General features: G+C 48.3%; 12 protein-coding genes. 7 read left to right on the plus strand and 5 right to left on the minus strand.

All coding sequences use genetic code 11. The features are described 5' to 3' along the window. The first annotated feature begins 14 nt into the window (after positions 1-14). The 3 genes from BACSA_RS03470 to BACSA_RS03480 all read left to right on the plus strand — a co-directional run bounded on the left by BACSA_RS03470 (position 15) and on the right by BACSA_RS03480 (position 6111). A complete protein-coding gene (locus tag BACSA_RS03470; protein WP_013616735.1) occupies positions 15-2204 on the plus strand; it encodes a glutamine synthetase III family protein in 2190 nt (729 codons plus the stop codon). 125 nt (positions 2205-2329) lie between these two features. Further along, positions 2330-3991, plus strand: a complete 1662-nt coding sequence (locus tag BACSA_RS03475; protein WP_013616736.1) for a putative transporter — start codon at positions 2330-2332, stop codon at positions 3989-3991. 122 nt (positions 3992-4113) lie between these two features. Then, positions 4114-6111 carry a fructose-bisphosphatase class III gene (locus BACSA_RS03480; protein ID WP_013616737.1) on the plus strand — a complete coding sequence of 666 codons (1998 nt, stop codon included), beginning with the start codon at positions 4114-4116 and terminating at the stop codon, positions 6109-6111. Between the two features lie 186 nt (positions 6112-6297). On the opposite strand, the gene BACSA_RS03485 is transcribed toward BACSA_RS03480, so the two are convergent. Together BACSA_RS03485 and BACSA_RS03490 are read right to left on the minus strand one after the other, a co-directional pair. Continuing rightward, complete coding sequence (locus tag BACSA_RS03485) at positions 6298-7200, minus strand: transglutaminase-like domain-containing protein (protein ID WP_013616738.1); 903 nt, start codon at positions 7198-7200, stop codon at positions 6298-6300. A gap of 102 nt (positions 7201-7302) precedes the next feature. Continuing rightward, positions 7303-8787, minus strand: a complete 1485-nt coding sequence (locus BACSA_RS03490) for a family 43 glycosylhydrolase (protein WP_144005255.1) — start codon at positions 8785-8787, stop codon at positions 7303-7305. Between the two features lie 159 nt (positions 8788-8946). On the opposite strand from BACSA_RS03490, the gene glmS reads away from it, so the two are divergent. Continuing rightward, positions 8947-10791, plus strand: coding sequence for a glutamine--fructose-6-phosphate transaminase (isomerizing) (glmS, locus tag BACSA_RS03495; RefSeq protein WP_013616740.1), 1845 nt, complete (start codon positions 8947-8949; stop codon positions 10789-10791). Positions 10792-10808: 17 nt separating this feature from the next. Here the strand turns inward: glmS and BACSA_RS03500 are convergent, their stop codons facing one another. The 3 genes from BACSA_RS03500 to BACSA_RS03510 all read right to left on the minus strand — a co-directional run bounded on the left by BACSA_RS03500 (position 10809) and on the right by BACSA_RS03510 (position 13462). Beyond that, positions 10809-12002, minus strand: a complete 1194-nt coding sequence (locus tag BACSA_RS03500) for a class I SAM-dependent rRNA methyltransferase (RefSeq protein ID WP_013616741.1) — start codon at positions 12000-12002, stop codon at positions 10809-10811. Between the two features lie 194 nt (positions 12003-12196). Beyond that, positions 12197-12829 (minus strand): 3'-5' exonuclease, encoded by a 633-nt coding sequence (locus BACSA_RS03505; protein WP_013616742.1) that lies wholly within the window; start codon positions 12827-12829, stop codon positions 12197-12199. Positions 12830-12832: 3 nt separating this feature from the next. Beyond that, on the minus strand, positions 12833-13462 hold the full coding sequence (locus BACSA_RS03510; protein WP_013616743.1) for a DUF5063 domain-containing protein: 630 nt from the start codon (positions 13460-13462) through the stop codon (positions 12833-12835). A gap of 81 nt (positions 13463-13543) precedes the next feature. On the opposite strand from BACSA_RS03510, the gene BACSA_RS03515 reads away from it, so the two are divergent. The 3 genes from BACSA_RS03515 (at position 13544) to BACSA_RS03530 (ending at position 18512) form a co-directional block, all read left to right on the plus strand. Continuing rightward, a complete protein-coding gene (locus tag BACSA_RS03515; protein WP_013616744.1) occupies positions 13544-16015 on the plus strand; it encodes an FtsK/SpoIIIE family DNA translocase in 2472 nt (823 codons plus the stop codon). 13 nt (positions 16016-16028) lie between these two features. Continuing rightward, positions 16029-16634, plus strand: coding sequence for a LolA-like putative outer membrane lipoprotein chaperone (locus tag BACSA_RS03520; protein ID WP_013616745.1), 606 nt, complete (start codon positions 16029-16031; stop codon positions 16632-16634). A 222-nt stretch (positions 16635-16856) separates the two neighbouring features. Next, positions 16857-18512 carry a DUF6377 domain-containing protein gene (locus BACSA_RS03530; RefSeq protein ID WP_013616746.1) on the plus strand — a complete coding sequence of 552 codons (1656 nt, stop codon included), beginning with the start codon at positions 16857-16859 and terminating at the stop codon, positions 18510-18512. Positions 18513-18623: the final 111 nt, after the last annotated feature.

Here is an 18623-nt window from a genome sequence, read left to right on the forward strand (position 1 = left end):
CAGAGGTAATCATTATGTCTAAGTTAAGATTCAGAGTAGTAGAGAAAGCTTTTCATAAAAAGCCGGTAGAAGTAATTCCTCCTTCAGAACGTCCCAGCGAATACTTCGGGAAATATGTATTCAACCGTGAAAAGATGTTCAAATACCTGCCCAGCAAGGTATATGCCAAATTGACAGATGTCATTGATAACGGTGCGGCACTCGACCGGAGCATCGCCGATGAAGTGGCGGAAGGCATGAAGAAATGGGCGATTGAAATGGGCGTAACCCACTATACCCACTGGTTCCAGCCCCTGACCGAAGGCACCGCAGAGAAGCACGACGCTTTTGTGGAGCACGACGGCAAAGGAGGCATGCTGGAAGAATTCTCCGGAAAGCTCCTCGTACAGCAAGAAGCCGACGGCTCTTCTTTCCCCAACGGAGGCGTGCGCAATACGTTCGAAGCACGCGGATACAGTGCTTGGGACCCTTCTTCTCCGGTATTCATCGTAGACGACACCTTGTGCATCCCTACGGTATTCATCGCCTATACCGGAGAATCGCTCGACTATAAGGCTCCGCTATTGAAATCGATTCAAGCCGTGACCAAATCGGCGCTTGATGTGGTACACTATTTCGACCCTTCCGTAAAAAAGGTTATCGCCTACTTAGGCTGGGAACAAGAATATTTCCTGGTAGACGAAGGCTTGTATGCAGCCCGCCCGGACCTATTGCTTACCGGACGTACCCTGATGGGGCACGAAGCTTCTAAGAACCAGCAATTGGAAGACCACTACTTCGGAGCGATTCCCCCGCGTGTAGCCGCTTTCATGAAAGACCTGGAAATTCAAGCCCTGGAACTGGGCATTCCCGTGAAGACCCGCCATAACGAAGTAGCCCCGAACCAATTCGAACTGGCTCCCATCTACGAAGAATGCAACCTTGCCGTAGACCATAACATGCTCATCATGTCGCTCATGCGCAAAGTGGCGCGAAACCACGGCTTCCGCGTCCTGCTCCATGAAAAGCCGTTCAAGGGAATCAACGGGTCGGGAAAACACAACAACTGGTCATTGGGGACAGATAACGGCATCCTGCTCATGGGACCGGGCAAGACTCCCGAAGAGAACCTGCGCTTCATCACGTTCATCGTCAACACCCTGATGGCGGTATATCACCATAACGGACTGCTGAAAGCCTCCATTATGAGCGCAACGAACGCACATCGCCTGGGAGCGCACGAAGCGCCTCCGGCAATCATCTCGTCTTTCCTCGGCACCCAGCTCAGCAAAGTGCTCGACCATCTGGAAGAAAGCACCAATAGCGATTTAATCGCATTGGGAGACAAGCAAAGCATGCGTCTGGACATCCCGCAAATCCCTGAACTGCTGATAGACAACACCGACCGCAACCGCACCTCGCCTTTCGCTTTCACCGGAAACCGTTTTGAGTTCCGCGCACCGGGTTCGGAAGCCAATTGCGCCAGTGCGATGATTGCCCTGAACACCGCTGTGGCAGAGCAGCTCATCCAATTCAAGAAAGACGTAGACACCCTGATAGAGGACGGCGAACCGAAGATTTCCGCCATTATCGAAGTGGTGCGCCGCTACATCAAGGAATGCAAACCCATCCGCTTCGACGGTAACGGATATAGCAAAGAATGGGAAGAAGAAGCCAAACGCCGCGGACTGGATTGCGAGACCAGCTGCCCGTTGATATTCGACAATTACCTGAAACCGGACACCATCCGCATGTTCGAATCAACCGGTGTCATGAACCGCAAGGAACTGGAAGCCCGCAACGAAGTGAAATGGGAGATGTATACCAAGAAAATCCAGATTGAGGCACGCGTATTGGGCGACTTGGTCATGAATCACGTAGTGCCGGTGGCTATCGAATACCAGACCAAGCTGATAGACAATGCCTATAAGATGAAATCCTTGTTCGATGCCGATGAAGCCCAAACGTTATCTGCCGAGAACATAGCGATTATCAAGCAGATAGCCGAACACACCGGCTATATTAAAGAACATGTCGATGCCATGGTAGAAGCCCGAAAAGTAGCGAATAAAATCGAGGGACAACGCGAAAAAGCCATCGCTTACCACGATACAATCGCTCCCATGCTGGAACAAATCCGCTATCACATCGACAAGCTGGAACTGATTGTAGACGACCAGATGTGGACACTTCCGAAGTACCGTGAACTGTTATTCGTAAGATAAAATGTGACAATGTGATAATGTGCTAATGTGATAATGTGGCAATGTGATAATCTATTCTCACATTGGCACATTGTTTATTGGCACATTGTTTATTCGCACATTGTCCAACAAAAGCATCAGACCAAATGGAATGGTTATATAATTTGTTTTTTGAGCAAACCGCCCTGCAGGCGGTCATTATCATTTCCCTTATCATCTCTACGGGACTTGCTTTAGGGAAAATACACATCTGCGGCATCTCGCTGGGCGTGACATTCGTATTCTTCATGGGCATTTTTGCCGGGCATTTAGGCTTTGCCATCGACCCGCAAATGCTGAACTATGCCGAAAGCTTCGGGCTGGTGTTGTTCGTCTATGCCTTAGGTTTACAGGTAGGTCCGGGTTTCTTCAGTTCCCTCCGTCAAGGGGGATGCCGATTGAACCTGTTAGGGCTGGGAGTCATCGCTTTAGGTACGCTCATGGCGGTGGCACTAACCGCCTTCACCCCTATCCCCATGTCCGACATGGTAGGCATCCTGTGCGGAGCCACCACCAACACGCCGGCACTTGGGGCTGCCCAGCAGACCTTGAAACAACTGGGCGAGCCTACCAGCGGAGCCGCACTGAGCTGCGCGGTCACCTATCCGCTGGGTGTAATAGGAGTCATCTTAGCCATTATTGCGGTTAAAAAGCTATTTGTCCGCCCGTCGGATATGGAAGAACACCCGCACGATGACCCCAATCATACGTACATCGCCACGTTCCAAGTGCATAACCCAGCCATATTCGGCAAGACCATCCACGAGTTAGTCCACATGGGGTACAGCAAATTCGTCATTTCCCGCTTGTGGAGAAACGGACAAGTATGCATCCCTACCTCTGATAAAACGCTGGAAGAGAACGACCGCTTGCTGGTAGTCACCACCGAAAAAGACGTGGCGGCACTCACCATCCTGTTCGGAGAGCAAGAACAGAAAGACTGGAACAAGGAAGACATCGACTGGAATGCCATCGATAGCCAGCTTATCTCGAAGCATATCGTTATTTCCCGTCCCGAAATAAACGGGAAAAAGCTGGGTTCGCTCCGCCTGCGCAACATTTACGGCATCAACATCAGCCGGGTATTGCGAAGCGGAGTGCAATTGCTCGCCACTCCCGAACTGGTACTCCAGCTGGGAGACCGTCTGACCGTAGTAGGCGAAGCCGCCGCTATCAAGAATGTGGAAAAAGTATTGGGCAATACCGTCAAGACACTGAAAGACCCTAACTTAGCGTCTATCTTTATCGGTATCGTGCTGGGGCTGGTCGTCGGCTCTATCCCCATTGCCATTCCGGGCATTTCCTCACCCGTCAAGTTAGGTCTCGCCGGAGGTCCCATTATAGCCGGAATCCTGATAGGCTCGTACGGGCCCCGCCTGCACATGCTCACCTACACCACCCGAAGCGCCAGCCTGATGCTCCGCGGTATCGGACTTTCCCTGTATCTCGCCTGCCTGGGGTTGGATGCCGGCGCACATTTTTTCGAAACCGTGATGCGGCCTGAAGGGGCATTGTGGGTTGGTATCGGATTTATTATTACCTTTGTACCCGTAGTCATTATGGCACTGGTCGCCTTGAGGTGTTTTCATGTCGATTTCGGCAACACCTGCGGGATGCTTTGCGGAAGCATGGCAAACCCCATGGCATTGAATTATGCCAACGACATCATCCCCAACGACAACCCTGCCGTAAGTTATGCTACCGTTTATCCGTTAGGCATGTTTACCCGCGTAATCATCGCCCAGCTGATACTGATATTGTTTTTATAAATGCATACAATGAATAATTAATAGTTAACGATTAATAACGGGGAAGCACAGCATCATCACGATCAATTGTCAATTATTAATTATTCATTGTCAATTATTAATTTCCTAACCTGAAAAACGACATGAAACCCTACAACCAAATCACCGCGGAAATAATTCAGGAAGACATGCGCTACCTTGAATTGCTTTCACACAGCTTCCCGACCATAGCCGCCGCCAGCACCGAAATCATCAACCTGGAAGCGATACTCAACTTGCCCAAAGGTACCGAACACTTCCTTGCCGACCTGCACGGAGAATACGAGGCTTTCCAGCACGTGTTGCGAAACGCTTCGGGAGCCATCAAGCGGAAGGTGAACGAAATATTCGGAAACACCTTGCGCGAAGCGGAAAAAAAAGAACTCTGCACCCTCATCTATTATCCCGAACAAAAGCTGCAACTGGTGAAGGAAACGGAAAACGAATTGGAAGACTGGTATGTCATCACCCTGAACCAGCTGGTAAAGGTATGCCAGAACGTTTCGTCGAAATACACCCGGTCGAAAGTGCGGAAAGCGCTGCCCGAAGAGTTTTCATACATTATCCAAGAACTCCTGCATGAAAGCAGCATGGATCCTAACAAGCAAGCGTACATCAATGTCATCATCAGCACCATCATCGATACGCACCGCGCCGATGATTTCATCGTGGCACTATGTAACCTGATACAACGCCTCACCATCGATACGCTCCATATCCTGGGCGACATCTTCGACCGCGGTCCCGGTCCGCACATCATCATGGACACCCTGTGCGATTACCATAACTTCGACATCCAATGGGGAAACCACGACATCCTGTGGATGGGAGCGGCATCTGGAAACGATTGCAGCATCGCCAACGTATTACGCCTTGCCATGCGCTACGGAAATCTTTCCGTGCTGGAAGACGGATATGGCATCAACCTCCTGCCCCTTGCCACATTTGCCATGGAGACTTATGCCAACGACCCTTGCACACTCTTCGGACCGCGCATCGACGAAGCCACCAATACAGACAACCAGAAAACCATACGCCTCATTGCCCAGATGCACAAAGCCATCAGCATCATCCAGTTCAAGCTCGAAGCCGGAATCATCCGCCGCCGCCCCGAATTCGAAATGGAAGGAAGAATGCTGCTGCACCGCATCGACTTCGACAAGCATACGGTCCGGATAGACGGGAAGGAATACCCCTTGCGCGATACCTTCTTCCCTACCGTAGACCCCAAAGACCCTTACCGCCTGAGTGCCGAAGAGCAAGACATCGTGCAGAAACTGCACAATTCGTTTGTCGGAAGCGAGAAACTGCGCAAACACATGAAATGCCTTTTCCGTTACGGATGCATGTACAACGTATGCAACTCCAACCTGCTCTTCCATGCTTCCATGCCGCTTAACGCAGACGGCACACTGAAAGAAATAGAGATTCTGGGCAAAAAATACAAAGGGCAATCATTATTGAAACGGGTAGGCCAGCTAATCCGTACCGCCTATTTCGACGAAAACGACAGCCCCGAGAAAGCCTTCGCCCTGGATTATATGTGGTACCTGTGGTGCGGAAAAGACTCGCCTGCCTTCGACAAGGACAAGATGGCAACTTTCGAACGGTATTTCGTAAGCGACAAGGAAACCCATGTGGAAACAAAAGGGTATTACTACCAGCTACGTGACCGTGAAGACATCTGCGACATGATACTGGATGAGTTCGGCGTAGAAGGCGAACACCGCCACATCATCAACGGACACGTGCCCGTAAAAGCCGTAAAAGGCGAAAAGCCGATTAAGGCGAACGGCAAACTCATGGTGATAGACGGAGGATTCTCGAAAGCTTACCAGCCCGAAACCGGCATCGCAGGCTATACGCTGGTCTATCATTCGCGCGGCTTCCAGCTGGTTCAGCACGAACCGTTCACCTCCACCCAGCGCGCCATCGAAGAAGGGCTTGACATCAAGTCGACCACCCAAATCGTAGAAATGAGCGCCAAACGCATGATGGTGAAAGACACTGATAAAGGAAAAGAACTGGAAGTCCAAATCGAAGACCTCAAGAAACTGCTGGCAGGATACCGCACAGGGCTTATCAAGGAAAAAGCGGACTGAACATGACTATCGAAAAGCAATGTTATTTTAGAGGCTCAAAATGAAAGCTATTTTTTCATTTTGAGCTTTTTTTATCCTCATAGTGTTACCAAAATAATGTGCCTTACATTATGCAGGAAGGAGGGTAAAATAAAAGAAACAGGAGTCTTTCAGCCCTAAATATTTGGCGATGGCACCGATGTGTAATTATATCGGATTAGGAGCTGCCCAAAAACGCTCGGCATCCGTTGTGTGTACGTCCGAAGGACGGGCGTCAGGGTCAGTGAATCCGGCAGGTGCCAATGTGATTTGACGTCCTTCCATACTATCCTCTTTGCCGTATCCGGTTTCTTCCCAACAGATGAACCAATAAAGATTCTTTGCCCAATACGAACGATAATAATCATAATTGAAATCTTCTTTTGTGCCGTCGAGCAAGGGATGGATTTGCATCGACGAGCCGGAGATATACCGTTCCCGCATCTCTGCCAAAGACAAAGGAGTGCCTTCGGGATTGCTTATCCATGCTTGCATGTCCGAGTCTATCATGGCCCATTTGTTTTGTTCGGGAAGCCAAACCAGGTTTACCACATGGCAATCGGAATCAAGCGTATCGGCCGGAAGGCAGGTGACGAAACGGTTGGTGATACCTTCCGCAAGCATCAGTTCATGTAACAGAATGGCATGCAGGCGGCAATTAAAGGCAGGTTCCACCTTGCGTGTATACTCCCAAAGGTCGATGGCATTACTCTTTTGAGGATATTTTGTTTGGTTGGCGTGCGGGATGTGGCTTGCTACGAACGTTGCCAAAGTGAGTGTTTTATCCCATGTAGTAGCGGAAGAATCGGTCAATAAGGTGTCGAGACGGAAATACGCATGTATCTTTTGTGCCTGAATCGTGTCTTGCCGATAAACGAAACGGTAGCGTACCGTGTCGGAAGCGTATGGCGTGGCGTGGCGGAGTAAATCAATGCGTTCTTTTTCCTCAATTTTAGACACATACGCTATCATTTGTTCCTTGAAAACGAAGCGGATAAGTAAAGCGGCGAGAACCACGATAAGAATCAGTCCGGCTAATGCATAGCCGATAACTTTCAATGCTTTTTTCATAAACAGTTTTAGTTTTAATATAACTTCATCGGCGGTTTAATATATCTTCATCAGCCGATGAACATAGCTGCACCGGCTGATGAAAGCATGTCTCGACAAGATTCAATCCATCTCGTCCAGATTGCGCAAAACGAAATGAGTCACTTCCACTTCGCCTCCTCCTGCATAAATGGCAGGGCGTACGAAAAGGAAACCATACAGGATATTGTGGTGGGCGCCACTGATTTCGAATGCCCATGGATACTTATGCCACTCTTTCCCGTCGGCACTATACCAAGCCGAAAGTACATGCTCGTCGTTGCGCATCTTCAGCCATAGCTTGCCCTGCTTGTTGGCTTCGGGATACAACGACTTACTCCGGCTCACCTGACCGCGGCGATACCGGAGAATCTGCTCCCGGTTAAACCCAAACCCGAAGTGATAATCTTCGTTGTAATAAGCCACCAGCCCTGCCGATGCATCCGGACTTTTCAACTCAAAACAAGCCTCCACTTCGTAGCGGTGCGCACTGGTACGAGCCAACAAAGGCGAGCCTTCTTGCGGATTATTTCCCTTGCCTTTAATAAGGATTTTGTCTTCTTCGGGGAAGAAACTGAACCGGTCGGTGATAGCATGCTCCTGATAGGTCTGCCATACCAGGTCATTCATCCGTGTTTCCTTCAGCCGTTGGGGGGCTGGCAGGGAAATGCCCCCTTCCTTCAAATGCAGCCAACCGTCTTCACCCAGAACCAGTTCGCGTATCAACGTCTGCCGTCCCAAGGTCTGGAAACCGTTTTCGTATGCATGGAAAAGCATAAACAAGCGTCCGTCGGGCGTATCTACAATAGAGCCATGTCCTTTGCTCCACCATTTTTCCTGACGCGAACGCGTGCGGAGCAAGGGATTCTCAGGCGCATTCTCCCACGGTCCCATGATGCTCTTGCTACGTGCCTGCACCACCATGTGGCTGGTAGGAGGTCCGGCGGTACCCCCTTCGGCAGCAAAAAGATAATAATACTCGCCTACTTTCTTGATGTTGATGCCTTCCAGCGAAACGCCTTCGATGTCCCATTCTTCAGGGATAGGCCATTCGTCATAAATGTGAATCGGGTCGCCCGTAATCCGTGTGCCGTCTTCCGAAAGCGGATGAAGCGTTCCTGAGCTAAGCAACAAGTAACGTTTCCCGTCGGCATCGGTGACATGTTCGGGATCTATCTCCCCGATTTTCAGGTCTACCGGCTTGCTCCAAGGACCTTCAGGACTGTCTGCCCAAATCACCATATTCGTTTTCTTCTTCTGCGCGTCACGTGTAGGCAGATAAATATAGAAACGGTCTTTATACACACACAAGTCGGGCGCCCAAATCTCGCCGTTGTATTCGGGCAAGGCTATGGAGCACGGATGCCAGTCGACCAGATTGTCCGACTCATACACGACGAGCCCCGGCGTATAGACAAACGAGGAATGAATCATGTAATACTTGTTTCCATAACGGATGATGGAGGGGTCGGGATTGTCTCCTTCCAACAAACGGATAGTAGTACGGTCTTCATTCAGGATATCAGAAGGAGGAAGTTGTGCCTGAAGCGGTATGTTGCTTCCCAGCATGAGCAACGATGCCAAAGCTGCAAAGGTCTGTTTTCGCATAATTTTGTTTGATTAGGGTTAATAAATTAAACGCAAATATATAAAATCCACACAAGAATCCTTGCTTTTCGATTGTTATTTTATAAATTTGCGTGAACAACGAAAACGAGAAAGACAATTATGTGTGGAATTGTGGGATATATCGGGAAAAGACAAGCCTACCCGATTTTAATCAAAGGACTGAAACGGCTGGAATACCGCGGATATGACAGTGCGGGAGTAGGACTGATAAACGGTTCAAATCAATTGAACATCTATAAAGCCAAAGGCAAAGTATTGAATCTGGAAGAAACCGCTGCACAAAAAGATGTGTCAGGGTGTATCGGCATTGCTCACACACGATGGGCGACCCACGGTGAACCATGCCAAGCCAATGCCCATCCTCATGTTTCCCAATCGGGCAACCTTGCACTGGTACACAATGGCATCATCGAGAACTATGCCTCGTTACGCGACCAACTCAAAGAAAAAGGATACACGTTTCAAAGCTCTACAGATACCGAAGTGCTGGTACAACTGATAGATTACCTGCAAAATTCGTACCAGATAGATTTGTTGGAAGCGGTACAAGTCGCCCTTCACCGGGTAATCGGCGCATACGCCATTGCCATTATCGACAAACGCACCCCCGGCCGCATCATCGCCGCACGCAAAAGCAGCCCACTGGTTATCGGCGTAGGGAATGATGAATTTTTCCTTGCCTCAGACGCTACTCCCATTGTAGAATATACCAACCAAGTGGTTTACCTGCAAGACGGAGACATCGCCGTACTGGAAACGGGCAAGCCACTGAAAGTCGTCAATCTGGAAAACGAACTTCAACCGGCAGAAATCAAGGAAATAGACATGAACATCGGCCAGTTGGAAAAAGGAGGATACCCCCACTTCATGTTAAAAGAAATCTTCGAGCAACCCGAATGCATCAACGATTGCATGCGCGGAAGGGTGAACAAAGAAACGCACGAGGTAATACTTTCAGCAGTAAACGACCACAAGGAACATCTCCTGAACGCCCGCCGGTTCATTATCGTGGCATGCGGCACTTCGTGGCATGCCGGACTCATCGGGAAGCAACTCATCGAAGCTTTTTGCCGCATCCCTGTAGAAGTGGAATACGCCTCGGAATTCCGTTACAGGAATCCGGTCATCAGCAATGAAGATGTCGTCATAGCTATATCCCAATCGGGAGAAACCGCCGACACGCTCGCCGCTATCGAATTGGCACGGAGCAAAGGCGCGTTCGTATATGGCATTTGCAATGCAGTAGGTTCATCTATCCCACGCAATACAGATTCGGGCTCGTACATCCACGTAGGACCGGAAATCGGCGTAGCATCTACCAAAGCCTTTACCGGACAAGTGACGGTACTCACGATGCTTGCCCTTACGTTGGGGCATGAGAAAAAACTCATCAATGATACGACTTATACGCATATCATCGACGAGTTGGTCCAAATACCGGACAAGATAAAGGAGGTATTGAAGCAGAACGAAAGCATTGCCCGGCTTTCGCGCATCTTCACCTACGCACACAACTTCCTCTATTTAGGACGCGGATACAGCTATCCTGTGGCACTGGAGGGCGCATTGAAGCTGAAAGAGATATCCTACATCCACGCCGAAGGCTATCCCGCCGCCGAAATGAAGCACGGCCCCATCGCATTGGTAGACACGGAGATGCCCGTAGTGGTCATAGCCACCCAAAACGCAATGTATGAAAAGATTATCAGCAACATTCAGGAAATCAAAGCCCGCCAGGGACGCATCATCGCACTGGTAAATCCCCATGATACGGTCATCAGCAAACTGGCGGACGAATGCATCGAAATCCCAGAAACCTTAGAGTGTCTGGAACCTTTGATAACCACCGTCCCTTTGCAATTATTGGCATATCATATCGCCGTATGCAAAGGGAAAGACGTAGACCAGCCTCGGAATTTGGCAAAGTCTGTCACGGTGGAATAAATGATGTTTAATAAATCTTATTCTACATACAACACCAGGCCTTTCAGGTATTCGCCTTCGGGATGGTAAATATTTACCGGATGGTCTCCCGGCTGGGTCAGCTGATGCAAAATACGGACGCTTCTCCCCGCCTGAGCCGCCGCGGTAAATACCGCATTACGGAAATTCTCTTTCGTCACTACCTGTGAGCAAGAGAAAGTAAACAAGATACCGCCGGGGCGAATCTTCTCAAAGGCTTTGGCATTCAATTTTGTATAACCGCGCAAGGCATTGCGGAGTGCGTCCCGGTGTTTGGCAAAAGCAGGAGGGTCAAGAATAATCAAATCGTATTGGTCACCCATCCGGTCGAGGAACTTGAAAGCGTCTTCAGCATAAGCCTGATGGCGCGGGTCATCGGGGAAATTCAATTTCACATTCTCGTTGGTCAAGTCAATTGCTTTAGCCGAACTGTCTACCGAATGCACCAGTTTCGCCCCTCCGCGCATGGCATAAAAAGAGAATCCGCCCGTATAGCAGAACATGTTCAACACGTTCCGTCCCGAGGCATACCGCTCCAACAAATGCCGGTTTTCACGCTGGTCGACGAAAAATCCTGTCTTTTGCCCTTTCAGCCAATCTACATGGAACCTTAATCCGTTCTCCATCGCTACATTATCCGTGCTTCCTCCCTTGATAAAGCCATTCTCTTTCGCCAACAAATCCGCCTTGAAAGGAAGGGTTGTTTCCGATTTGTAATAAATGTTCCGGACCGTATCACCCATTACTTGGATTAGCGCATCGGCTATCTCCAGCCGACATACATGCATCCCTGCCGAATGGGCCTGCATCACCGCCGTGCTTCCATAAATATCGATAATCAACCCGGGCAAATTATCACCCTCGCCATGCACCAAACGGTACGTATCGGTTTGCGGATTGCCTATCAGGCCCAACGCCACACGCAAGGCACGGGCAGACTCCAACTTGCGCACCCAAAAGGCATGGTCAACGGTTTCTTGCGCAAACGATAATACACGCACGGCAATGCTCCCTATCTGGAAATGCCCGCAAGCGATAAACTCTTTCTTCGATGTATAGACATCTACCACTTCCCCCTCTTCAGGTTCTCCTTCTGCATAAGCGATGGCTCCCGAAAAAATCCACGGATGGAAACGCTTCAGCGATTCTTCCTTTCCGGACTTCAAATAAACTCTTTTATATGACACGTTCATTTTACTTTAATTGAATATCCGCATTTCACCCAATTGCCATGTAGGGGCGTATCGCATACGCCCGAATGCATCAACTAATCCACGTGGATATTTTCAGGGCGTATGCGATACGCCCCTACATGGGATGTTTGCGGATATTCGTGTTACTTTAAATTCAGTTGACAAAAGATTATCTCAAAAAAACTACACAAGACCTATTCAGCATCTGCTTCCTCCACCTTCTCTACCTGATAATTCCCATGGCTGCGGAGTTCTTCCAGATAAGTGTAAATCTCCACGCATGCCCATGCATCGGTAGCGGCATAGAGCTGCTGGGCTTCGGTCAGTACGTCCGCTTCCCAGTTCGACAAACGCTGCGTTTTCGAAATCTTCTTGCCGAAAAGCAATGCGTAAATCTTCTGCAAGCTCTTTTCTTCGATACCGAAGCGCGGCACATAATCTTGCAGTTCAATCCAATTACCGTCCCGCGGGTCTCCCTGGTTCCTTTTGCGCAACATCGCAAAATCATCACGCAAGGAAAGCCCGACCTTCAACACATTATTTTGTAAGAACTCCTCCAAGAAATCGGGAAGCCCCAAGTGGTTCAGGCGAAACAAGAAACAGGTATCATGCGTAGCTATCTGCAAGAGAGCCACCTTATGTACCGTCCCTCTTTTAAACGAAGGGCGTGTCTCCGTATCCACTCCTACAACCGAATGGGTATTAAGATACCTTACCGCCTTCCGCGCCTCGGATTCGGTATAAATCACAAAGATACGTCCGGAGAAATTCTCCTTCGGCATATTGGCTATTTGTTCTTTTGAAATTTTATTCCGTAATATTATCATAAATCATTCATCTTCACCTGTATCCAATCCTTCATACAAATCATCTTCCGTATAATTCGCATCCGCGTCAAAAACAGCCGGCAAGGGACCGTCTACGTCTTCCTCCGTTTCCTGACGGACGTTGTATTTCACATCGTGCAAGGCACGCATGACATTCAACAAGCGTTGCCCCCAAAACTCGCTGAAATTCTCCCGGCATACCACCAACGCATCGTTCATCGTCCTGCCAAGGCCTAACTGATAGACACAAATAAAATCCTTCACAGACTGGTAGATATCCGCCAATCCCTCGGATATCGTCTGGCAAATGGGAGTATCACTGTATGCCATATCGTCCAGAAACACATCCAGATAATCATCGTATCTGCCCATCAATGCAGCCACTCCGGCACGTACCCGCTCGTAATCACCTTCCGTAACGAATGTTTCGGGGTCGAACTCGTCCATACGCTCCGCATATTCGGGAAGCAATGATGCCTTCAGATACAACAATGGCAATAATTTCAAAGCTTTGTCTACAAACGGACGGCGTTTCATTTCGCCCGTCCGCTCCAAGAAACCGCAAAATTCAGCGGCTACGGTTACAAACTCTACCGTATTCTTATCATATATAGCGGATATATTCTTTTCCATAACGAAATTTGATTGCGGCGCAAAAATAATAAAAATAATTCGTACATTTGCGTTTGATTTTTACTATTTCCCTATTCGATTATGAAGAAAAAGACTGAGACTAAAGAAAACGAAGAAAAAATGATTGCTCCTTCGAAGGTGATAAAAGCCATGAAAGGCGAAACGATACATTTCATTATTGGATTGCTCTGTGTCATATTCGGCGTGTATATGCTTTTGGCATTCACGTCTTTCTTCTTCACCGGGGGCAATGACCAAAGCATATTGGCACATCCTGACCCCGGAGAATTGCTCGAGACTGAAAACCGGATTCAGAACTATGCCGGTGCACGCGGGGCGCAACTCTCGCAATTTCTGATAAATGATTGTTTCGGAATTTCAGCATACCTGATTGTCGTATTCCTTATCGTAGCGGGTATGAAACTGATGAAAGCCTATCAATTCACATTATGGAAATGGTTTATAGGCTGCTCGGTACTCATGATATGGCTCTCCATTACGTTGGGATTCGCCTTCGGAGGCACGTTCCAAGACACTTTCCTTTATCCGGGAGGTCTGCACGGATACAATGTAAGCCAATGGATTTGTTCCCAAATCGGTGCGCCGGGACTCATTCTTGCCCTGCTTGTCACCTTGATTCTTATCGCCGTATTCTTTACCCGCGAGACCATGCAGATTGTACGCAAGACGCTTCATCCTACCCTTCCGCTGCGGAATAACAAGGAAAAGAACCGTGCGGAAGAGAAGCCGAAAACCGAAGAGGCCGCCCCCGTCAACACTTCTTCCGAACCAGTCACGGACAAACCTGCCGATGCGCTTTCAGATTCCGGCTCTGGCCCCATTGAACTTGAACTCGACCCCATAGAGAACAAGGAAGAAGAGCCGCACCACGATATGCGGGAAGAACAGGTTCCTCTAAACGAGACGTTAACTGTACCTGCGAAAGAGAAAAAAGAGGAAACGCCCAATGAGCCTACGTTTGAAATTGAAAGCACCTCAGAAGAAGAACCTGCGTCCGAACGCGGAACATTGGACCAGCCCTACAATCCACGCTTGGATTTAGAGCACTACCACTTCCCTACCCTTGACCTGCTCAACTCGTACAACGACCATGAGCCTTCGATAGACATGGAAGAGCAAAACGCCAACAAGAACCGCATCATTCAGGTCTTGCGAAGTTTCGGCATCGAAATCAGCTCTATCAAAGCAAGCGTAGGCCCTACCATTACCCTTTACGAAATCACGCCGGCGGAAGGCGTGCGCATCAACCGCATCCGGAACCTGGAAGACGATATTGCCTTGAGCCTTTCGGCACTGGGCATCCGCATCATTGCGCCGATTCCCGGAAAAGGCACCATCGGCATCGAAGTGCCGAACGCTAACCCACGCATCGTTCCCATGAACTCAATCTTGAGCAGCAAGAAGTTTCAGGATACCACGTTCGAGCTTCCTGTGGCATTGGGAAAGACCATCACGAACGAAGTATTTATGGTTGATTTGGCAAAAGCGCCACACATGCTGGTAGCCGGTGCCACCGGTCAAGGTAAATCGGTCGGGCTGAATGCCATTGTCACCTCTTTATTATACAAGAAGCATCCCAGCGAGTTGAAATTCGTCATCGTAGACCCGAAGAAAGTAGAGTTTGCCATCTACGCACCGATTGAAAGGCATTTTCTGGCGAAACTGCCCGACTCGGACAGTGCCATCATCACCGATGTGACAAAAGTGGTGCAAACCCTCAATTCGCTCTGCACCGAAATGGATAACCGTTACGATTTGCTTCAGGAAGCAGGATGCCGCAACATCAAGGAATACAATGCCAAGTTCATCAGCCGCCAGTTGAATCCCGAAAAGGGACATCGCTTCATGCCGTATATCGTGATTATCATCGACGAGTTCGGCGACCTGATTATGACCGCCGGAAAAGAAGTGGAACTTCCGATATGCCGCATCGCCCAACTGGCACGTGCCGTAGGAATCCATGCCATTATCGCGACCCAGCGTCCGACTACGAACATCATTACCGGAACCATTAAAGCAAACTTCCCGGCACGTGTCGCATTCCGTGTGGCTTCGATGATGGACTCGCGTACCATTCTTGACCGCCCGGGAGCGCAACAACTCATCGGTAAGGGAGACATGCTTTATCTGCAAGGGAACGACCCGGTACGTGTTCAATGTGCCTTTGTAGATACGCCGGAAGTAGAACGTATCGTAAAATACATCAGCCAGCAACAAGGATATACGACCGCATTCCTTTTACCCGAGCCGGAAGATGATTCGGAAGGAACAGGAGGCAGTGCCGATGTCGACATGAACCGCCTCGACCCCTTGTTCGAGGAAGCCGCACGCTTGCTCATCTACCACCAGCAAGGGTCTACCTCGCTTATCCAACGCAAGTTCTCTATCGGATATAACCGTGCCGGACGCATCATGGACCAATTGGAACGCGCGGGCATCGTAGGGCCAGCCAACGGAAGCAAGGCACGCGAAGTGCTCTGCATGGACGAGAATGACCTGTCCATGCGTATGAATAATCTGAAGAACCAATAAAACGATTGCAGAAATGAAACACATCTATCTGATTTGCCTGTTCATCGCCGCATCCGTCTTCACCTATGCAGGTGAAGACAACCGTGCGAAAGCGATTCTTGACCAAACCGCCAAAGCCTACCGGGAAGCGGGAGGCATCAATATCCTTTTCGAAGGAACACAGCGAGGCACTTTGCTCTTGAAAGGTGAATGTTTTTACTTGGAATGCGGCGGAGTGAAAAGTTGGTTCGATGGAGAAACACAATGGAGCTACGTAGAAGAAAACGAAGAGGTTACCGTATCCAATCCTTCTCCCGAAGAATTGCAAAGCATCAATCCGTATGCGCTAATCAACTCCTACACCACCCTCTTCAATTACCAATATGGAAACCGGCATGCCATCAAAGGAAAGCAGGGGAACGAAGTCATCCTTACCCCTCGCCGGAAAAGTGACATCAAGTCGATTGTCCTTTTCATCTCAGACAATTACCAGCCGCTTCATATCACTATCAACCTAGTGAACGGACAAGTCCAAGAGTTCCGCATCGTATCCTATAAGACGCACCAACCTTATGCGGAAACTACTTTCCACTTTAATCCGAAACAGTACCCAGATGCTGAAGTAATCGATATGAGATGAACCGGCACTTGCAGATAAAACGAAACTTAGACAAAACAAGCCTCATCGTCAGTCCTATGAATCGGGAGTGCATTCCTCCCAAAACAAAAAAGCTCCAGTCATCTTTTGCAAGGACTGACGATGAGATCTTACCAATTTGCCTATTCTGCTTAATAGATGGCGGGCTTCTACCTTTTTATTTGAGAAACATAATCTTTGACTGCAAAAAATTATCTTGATACCATGAAAAAACATTTCTTTCTTTTATGTTATATCACACTTGGATTATTGCCGGTACAAGCTCATGTTCCCGAAATGGACTCTTTACTAAAGCGTCTTGATACAGTCATCAAGGAACGCCCGCTTGCTATCGAAAAGAAAAAAAGCCGATTGCGTGAATTAGAGTTGCGTTATTCTCATAGCCTCTCCGAAGAAGAACGTTTTTTGCACTTGGGCAGATTGCTGGAAGAATACCGTTCATTCAATGCGGACTCATCGCTGGCACTCACACAAAAGCGTTTACGCTTGGCACAAAGTTTAAAATGCCGGGAATACTTAGACAATGCCCGCATGAATTTAGCAGAAGTAATGGGTATTGCAGGCATGTATAAAGAAGCGTTAGAACAAATGGATAAAGTTTGTTTAGATTCATTGCCAGGATACTTACGTACTTATTATTTCCACAATCTGCGTACCCTTTACGGTTGGATGGCGGATTACGTGATTCTACCCGAAGAAAAAATACGTTACCGCAAATTAATGAAAATTTATACCGACTCCTTATTGGAGCGTAGGCTTATGGAACATGACACACTGTTTTACATCATGAACCGTTGCCAGCATTATAATCAATCAGGACGTTATGACGAAGCTATTCGCTTGATAAAACCTTATCTAGAAGTTGGAGACATGCATTACAAAGGCATTGCCGCCTATACGCTTTCAGAATCCTACGGACAGAAAGGCGATACAGAGCACGAAACAAAATACCTTGCCATGTCAGCTATATCCGATATGCAAACTCCTGTTTTGGAATATGCCGCATTGCCTCGCCTTGCCGTTCGATTGTTCCATAAAGGTGACGTAGAACGTGCGTACACTTACTTGAAGTTATGTATGGAAGATGCCGTATCTTGCAATGCCCGCTTACGCATATTAGAGATACTGAAAATATTCCCCATCGTAAACGAGGTGTATCAATTACAAATACAGAAACGGCAACGTCAGATGGGGTGGGCTTTGGCTTCTATCAGCCTGCTTTCTTTCTTTTTGGTCTTAGCCGTAATCTATGTACGCAGGCAAATGAAGCGGACAGAACAGGCGCGCCGGGAAGTGGAAGAAGCAAACAACCGTTTGAAAGAGTTGAATGAAGAATTGCACTGTTCCAATAATATGTTGAAAGAAGCGAATCGGAGCATAGCGGAAAATTCCCGCTTGAAAGAAGCGTATATCGGACGCTATATGGACCAATGTTCACTTTATATAGAGAAGATAGACGAATATCGTCGCCAATTAGGGAAACTGGCTGCGGCGGGGAATGTGCAGGATTTATACAAGTCACTCAAATCATCAAAATTCATAGATAAAGAATTGCAAGATTTTTATGCAGGTTTCGATGATACATTTTTACAATTGTTCCCTACCTTCGTGGATGACTTCAACGCTTTATTGATGCCGGAAGAACATATTATCCCCAAACAAGGAGAACGAATGAACACAGAGTTACGTATTTTTGCGCTTATCCGGCTTGGTATTACAGACAGTGTAAAAATAGCCCATTTTTTACGCTATTCGGTTACAACGATTTATAATTACCGTACTCGCGTACGGAACAAAGCCGCAGGCAGTCGAGAAGAACTTGAAAAGCGAGTAGCCGATATTGGGAAAATGGATTCATAAGCCTTTCTTCTCCCTCCATAATCTTTTATTTTTACTACTTTTTCCTCTTCCTTTGAAAATAAAATCATACTGATTATTAGTGCATTGCATATACGGCTGCACTACTTTTTT

The organism is Phocaeicola salanitronis DSM 18170 (assembly GCF_000190575.1).
Taxonomy (GTDB): Bacteria; Bacteroidota; Bacteroidia; order Bacteroidales; family Bacteroidaceae; genus Phocaeicola; species Phocaeicola salanitronis.

Excerpts from the sequence above, each read along its gene's own strand:
- BACSA_RS03470 (WP_013616735.1), top strand. The coding sequence starts at position 15 with ATGTCTAAGTTAAGATTCAGAGTAGTAGAGAAAGCTTTTCATAAAAAG.
- BACSA_RS03475 (WP_013616736.1), top strand. The coding sequence starts at position 2,330 with ATGGAATGGTTATATAATTTGTTTTTTGAGCAAACCGCCCTGCAGGCG.
- BACSA_RS03480 (WP_013616737.1), top strand. The coding sequence starts at position 4,114 with ATGAAACCCTACAACCAAATCACCGCGGAAATAATTCAGGAAGACATG.
- BACSA_RS03485 (WP_013616738.1), bottom strand. The coding sequence starts at position 7,200 with ATGAAAAAAGCATTGAAAGTTATCGGCTATGCATTAGCCGGACTGATT.
- BACSA_RS03490 (WP_144005255.1), bottom strand. The coding sequence starts at position 8,787 with ATGCTGGGAAGCAACATACCGCTTCAGGCACAACTTCCTCCTTCTGAT.
- glmS (WP_013616740.1), top strand. The coding sequence starts at position 8,947 with ATGTGTGGAATTGTGGGATATATCGGGAAAAGACAAGCCTACCCGATT.
- BACSA_RS03500 (WP_013616741.1), bottom strand. The coding sequence starts at position 12,002 with ATGAACGTGTCATATAAAAGAGTTTATTTGAAGTCCGGAAAGGAAGAA.
- BACSA_RS03505 (WP_013616742.1), bottom strand. The coding sequence starts at position 12,829 with ATGATAATATTACGGAATAAAATTTCAAAAGAACAAATAGCCAATATG.
- BACSA_RS03510 (WP_013616743.1), bottom strand. The coding sequence starts at position 13,462 with ATGGAAAAGAATATATCCGCTATATATGATAAGAATACGGTAGAGTTT.
- BACSA_RS03515 (WP_013616744.1), top strand. The coding sequence starts at position 13,544 with ATGAAGAAAAAGACTGAGACTAAAGAAAACGAAGAAAAAATGATTGCT.
- BACSA_RS03520 (WP_013616745.1), top strand. The coding sequence starts at position 16,029 with ATGAAACACATCTATCTGATTTGCCTGTTCATCGCCGCATCCGTCTTC.
- BACSA_RS03530 (WP_013616746.1), top strand. The coding sequence starts at position 16,857 with ATGAAAAAACATTTCTTTCTTTTATGTTATATCACACTTGGATTATTG.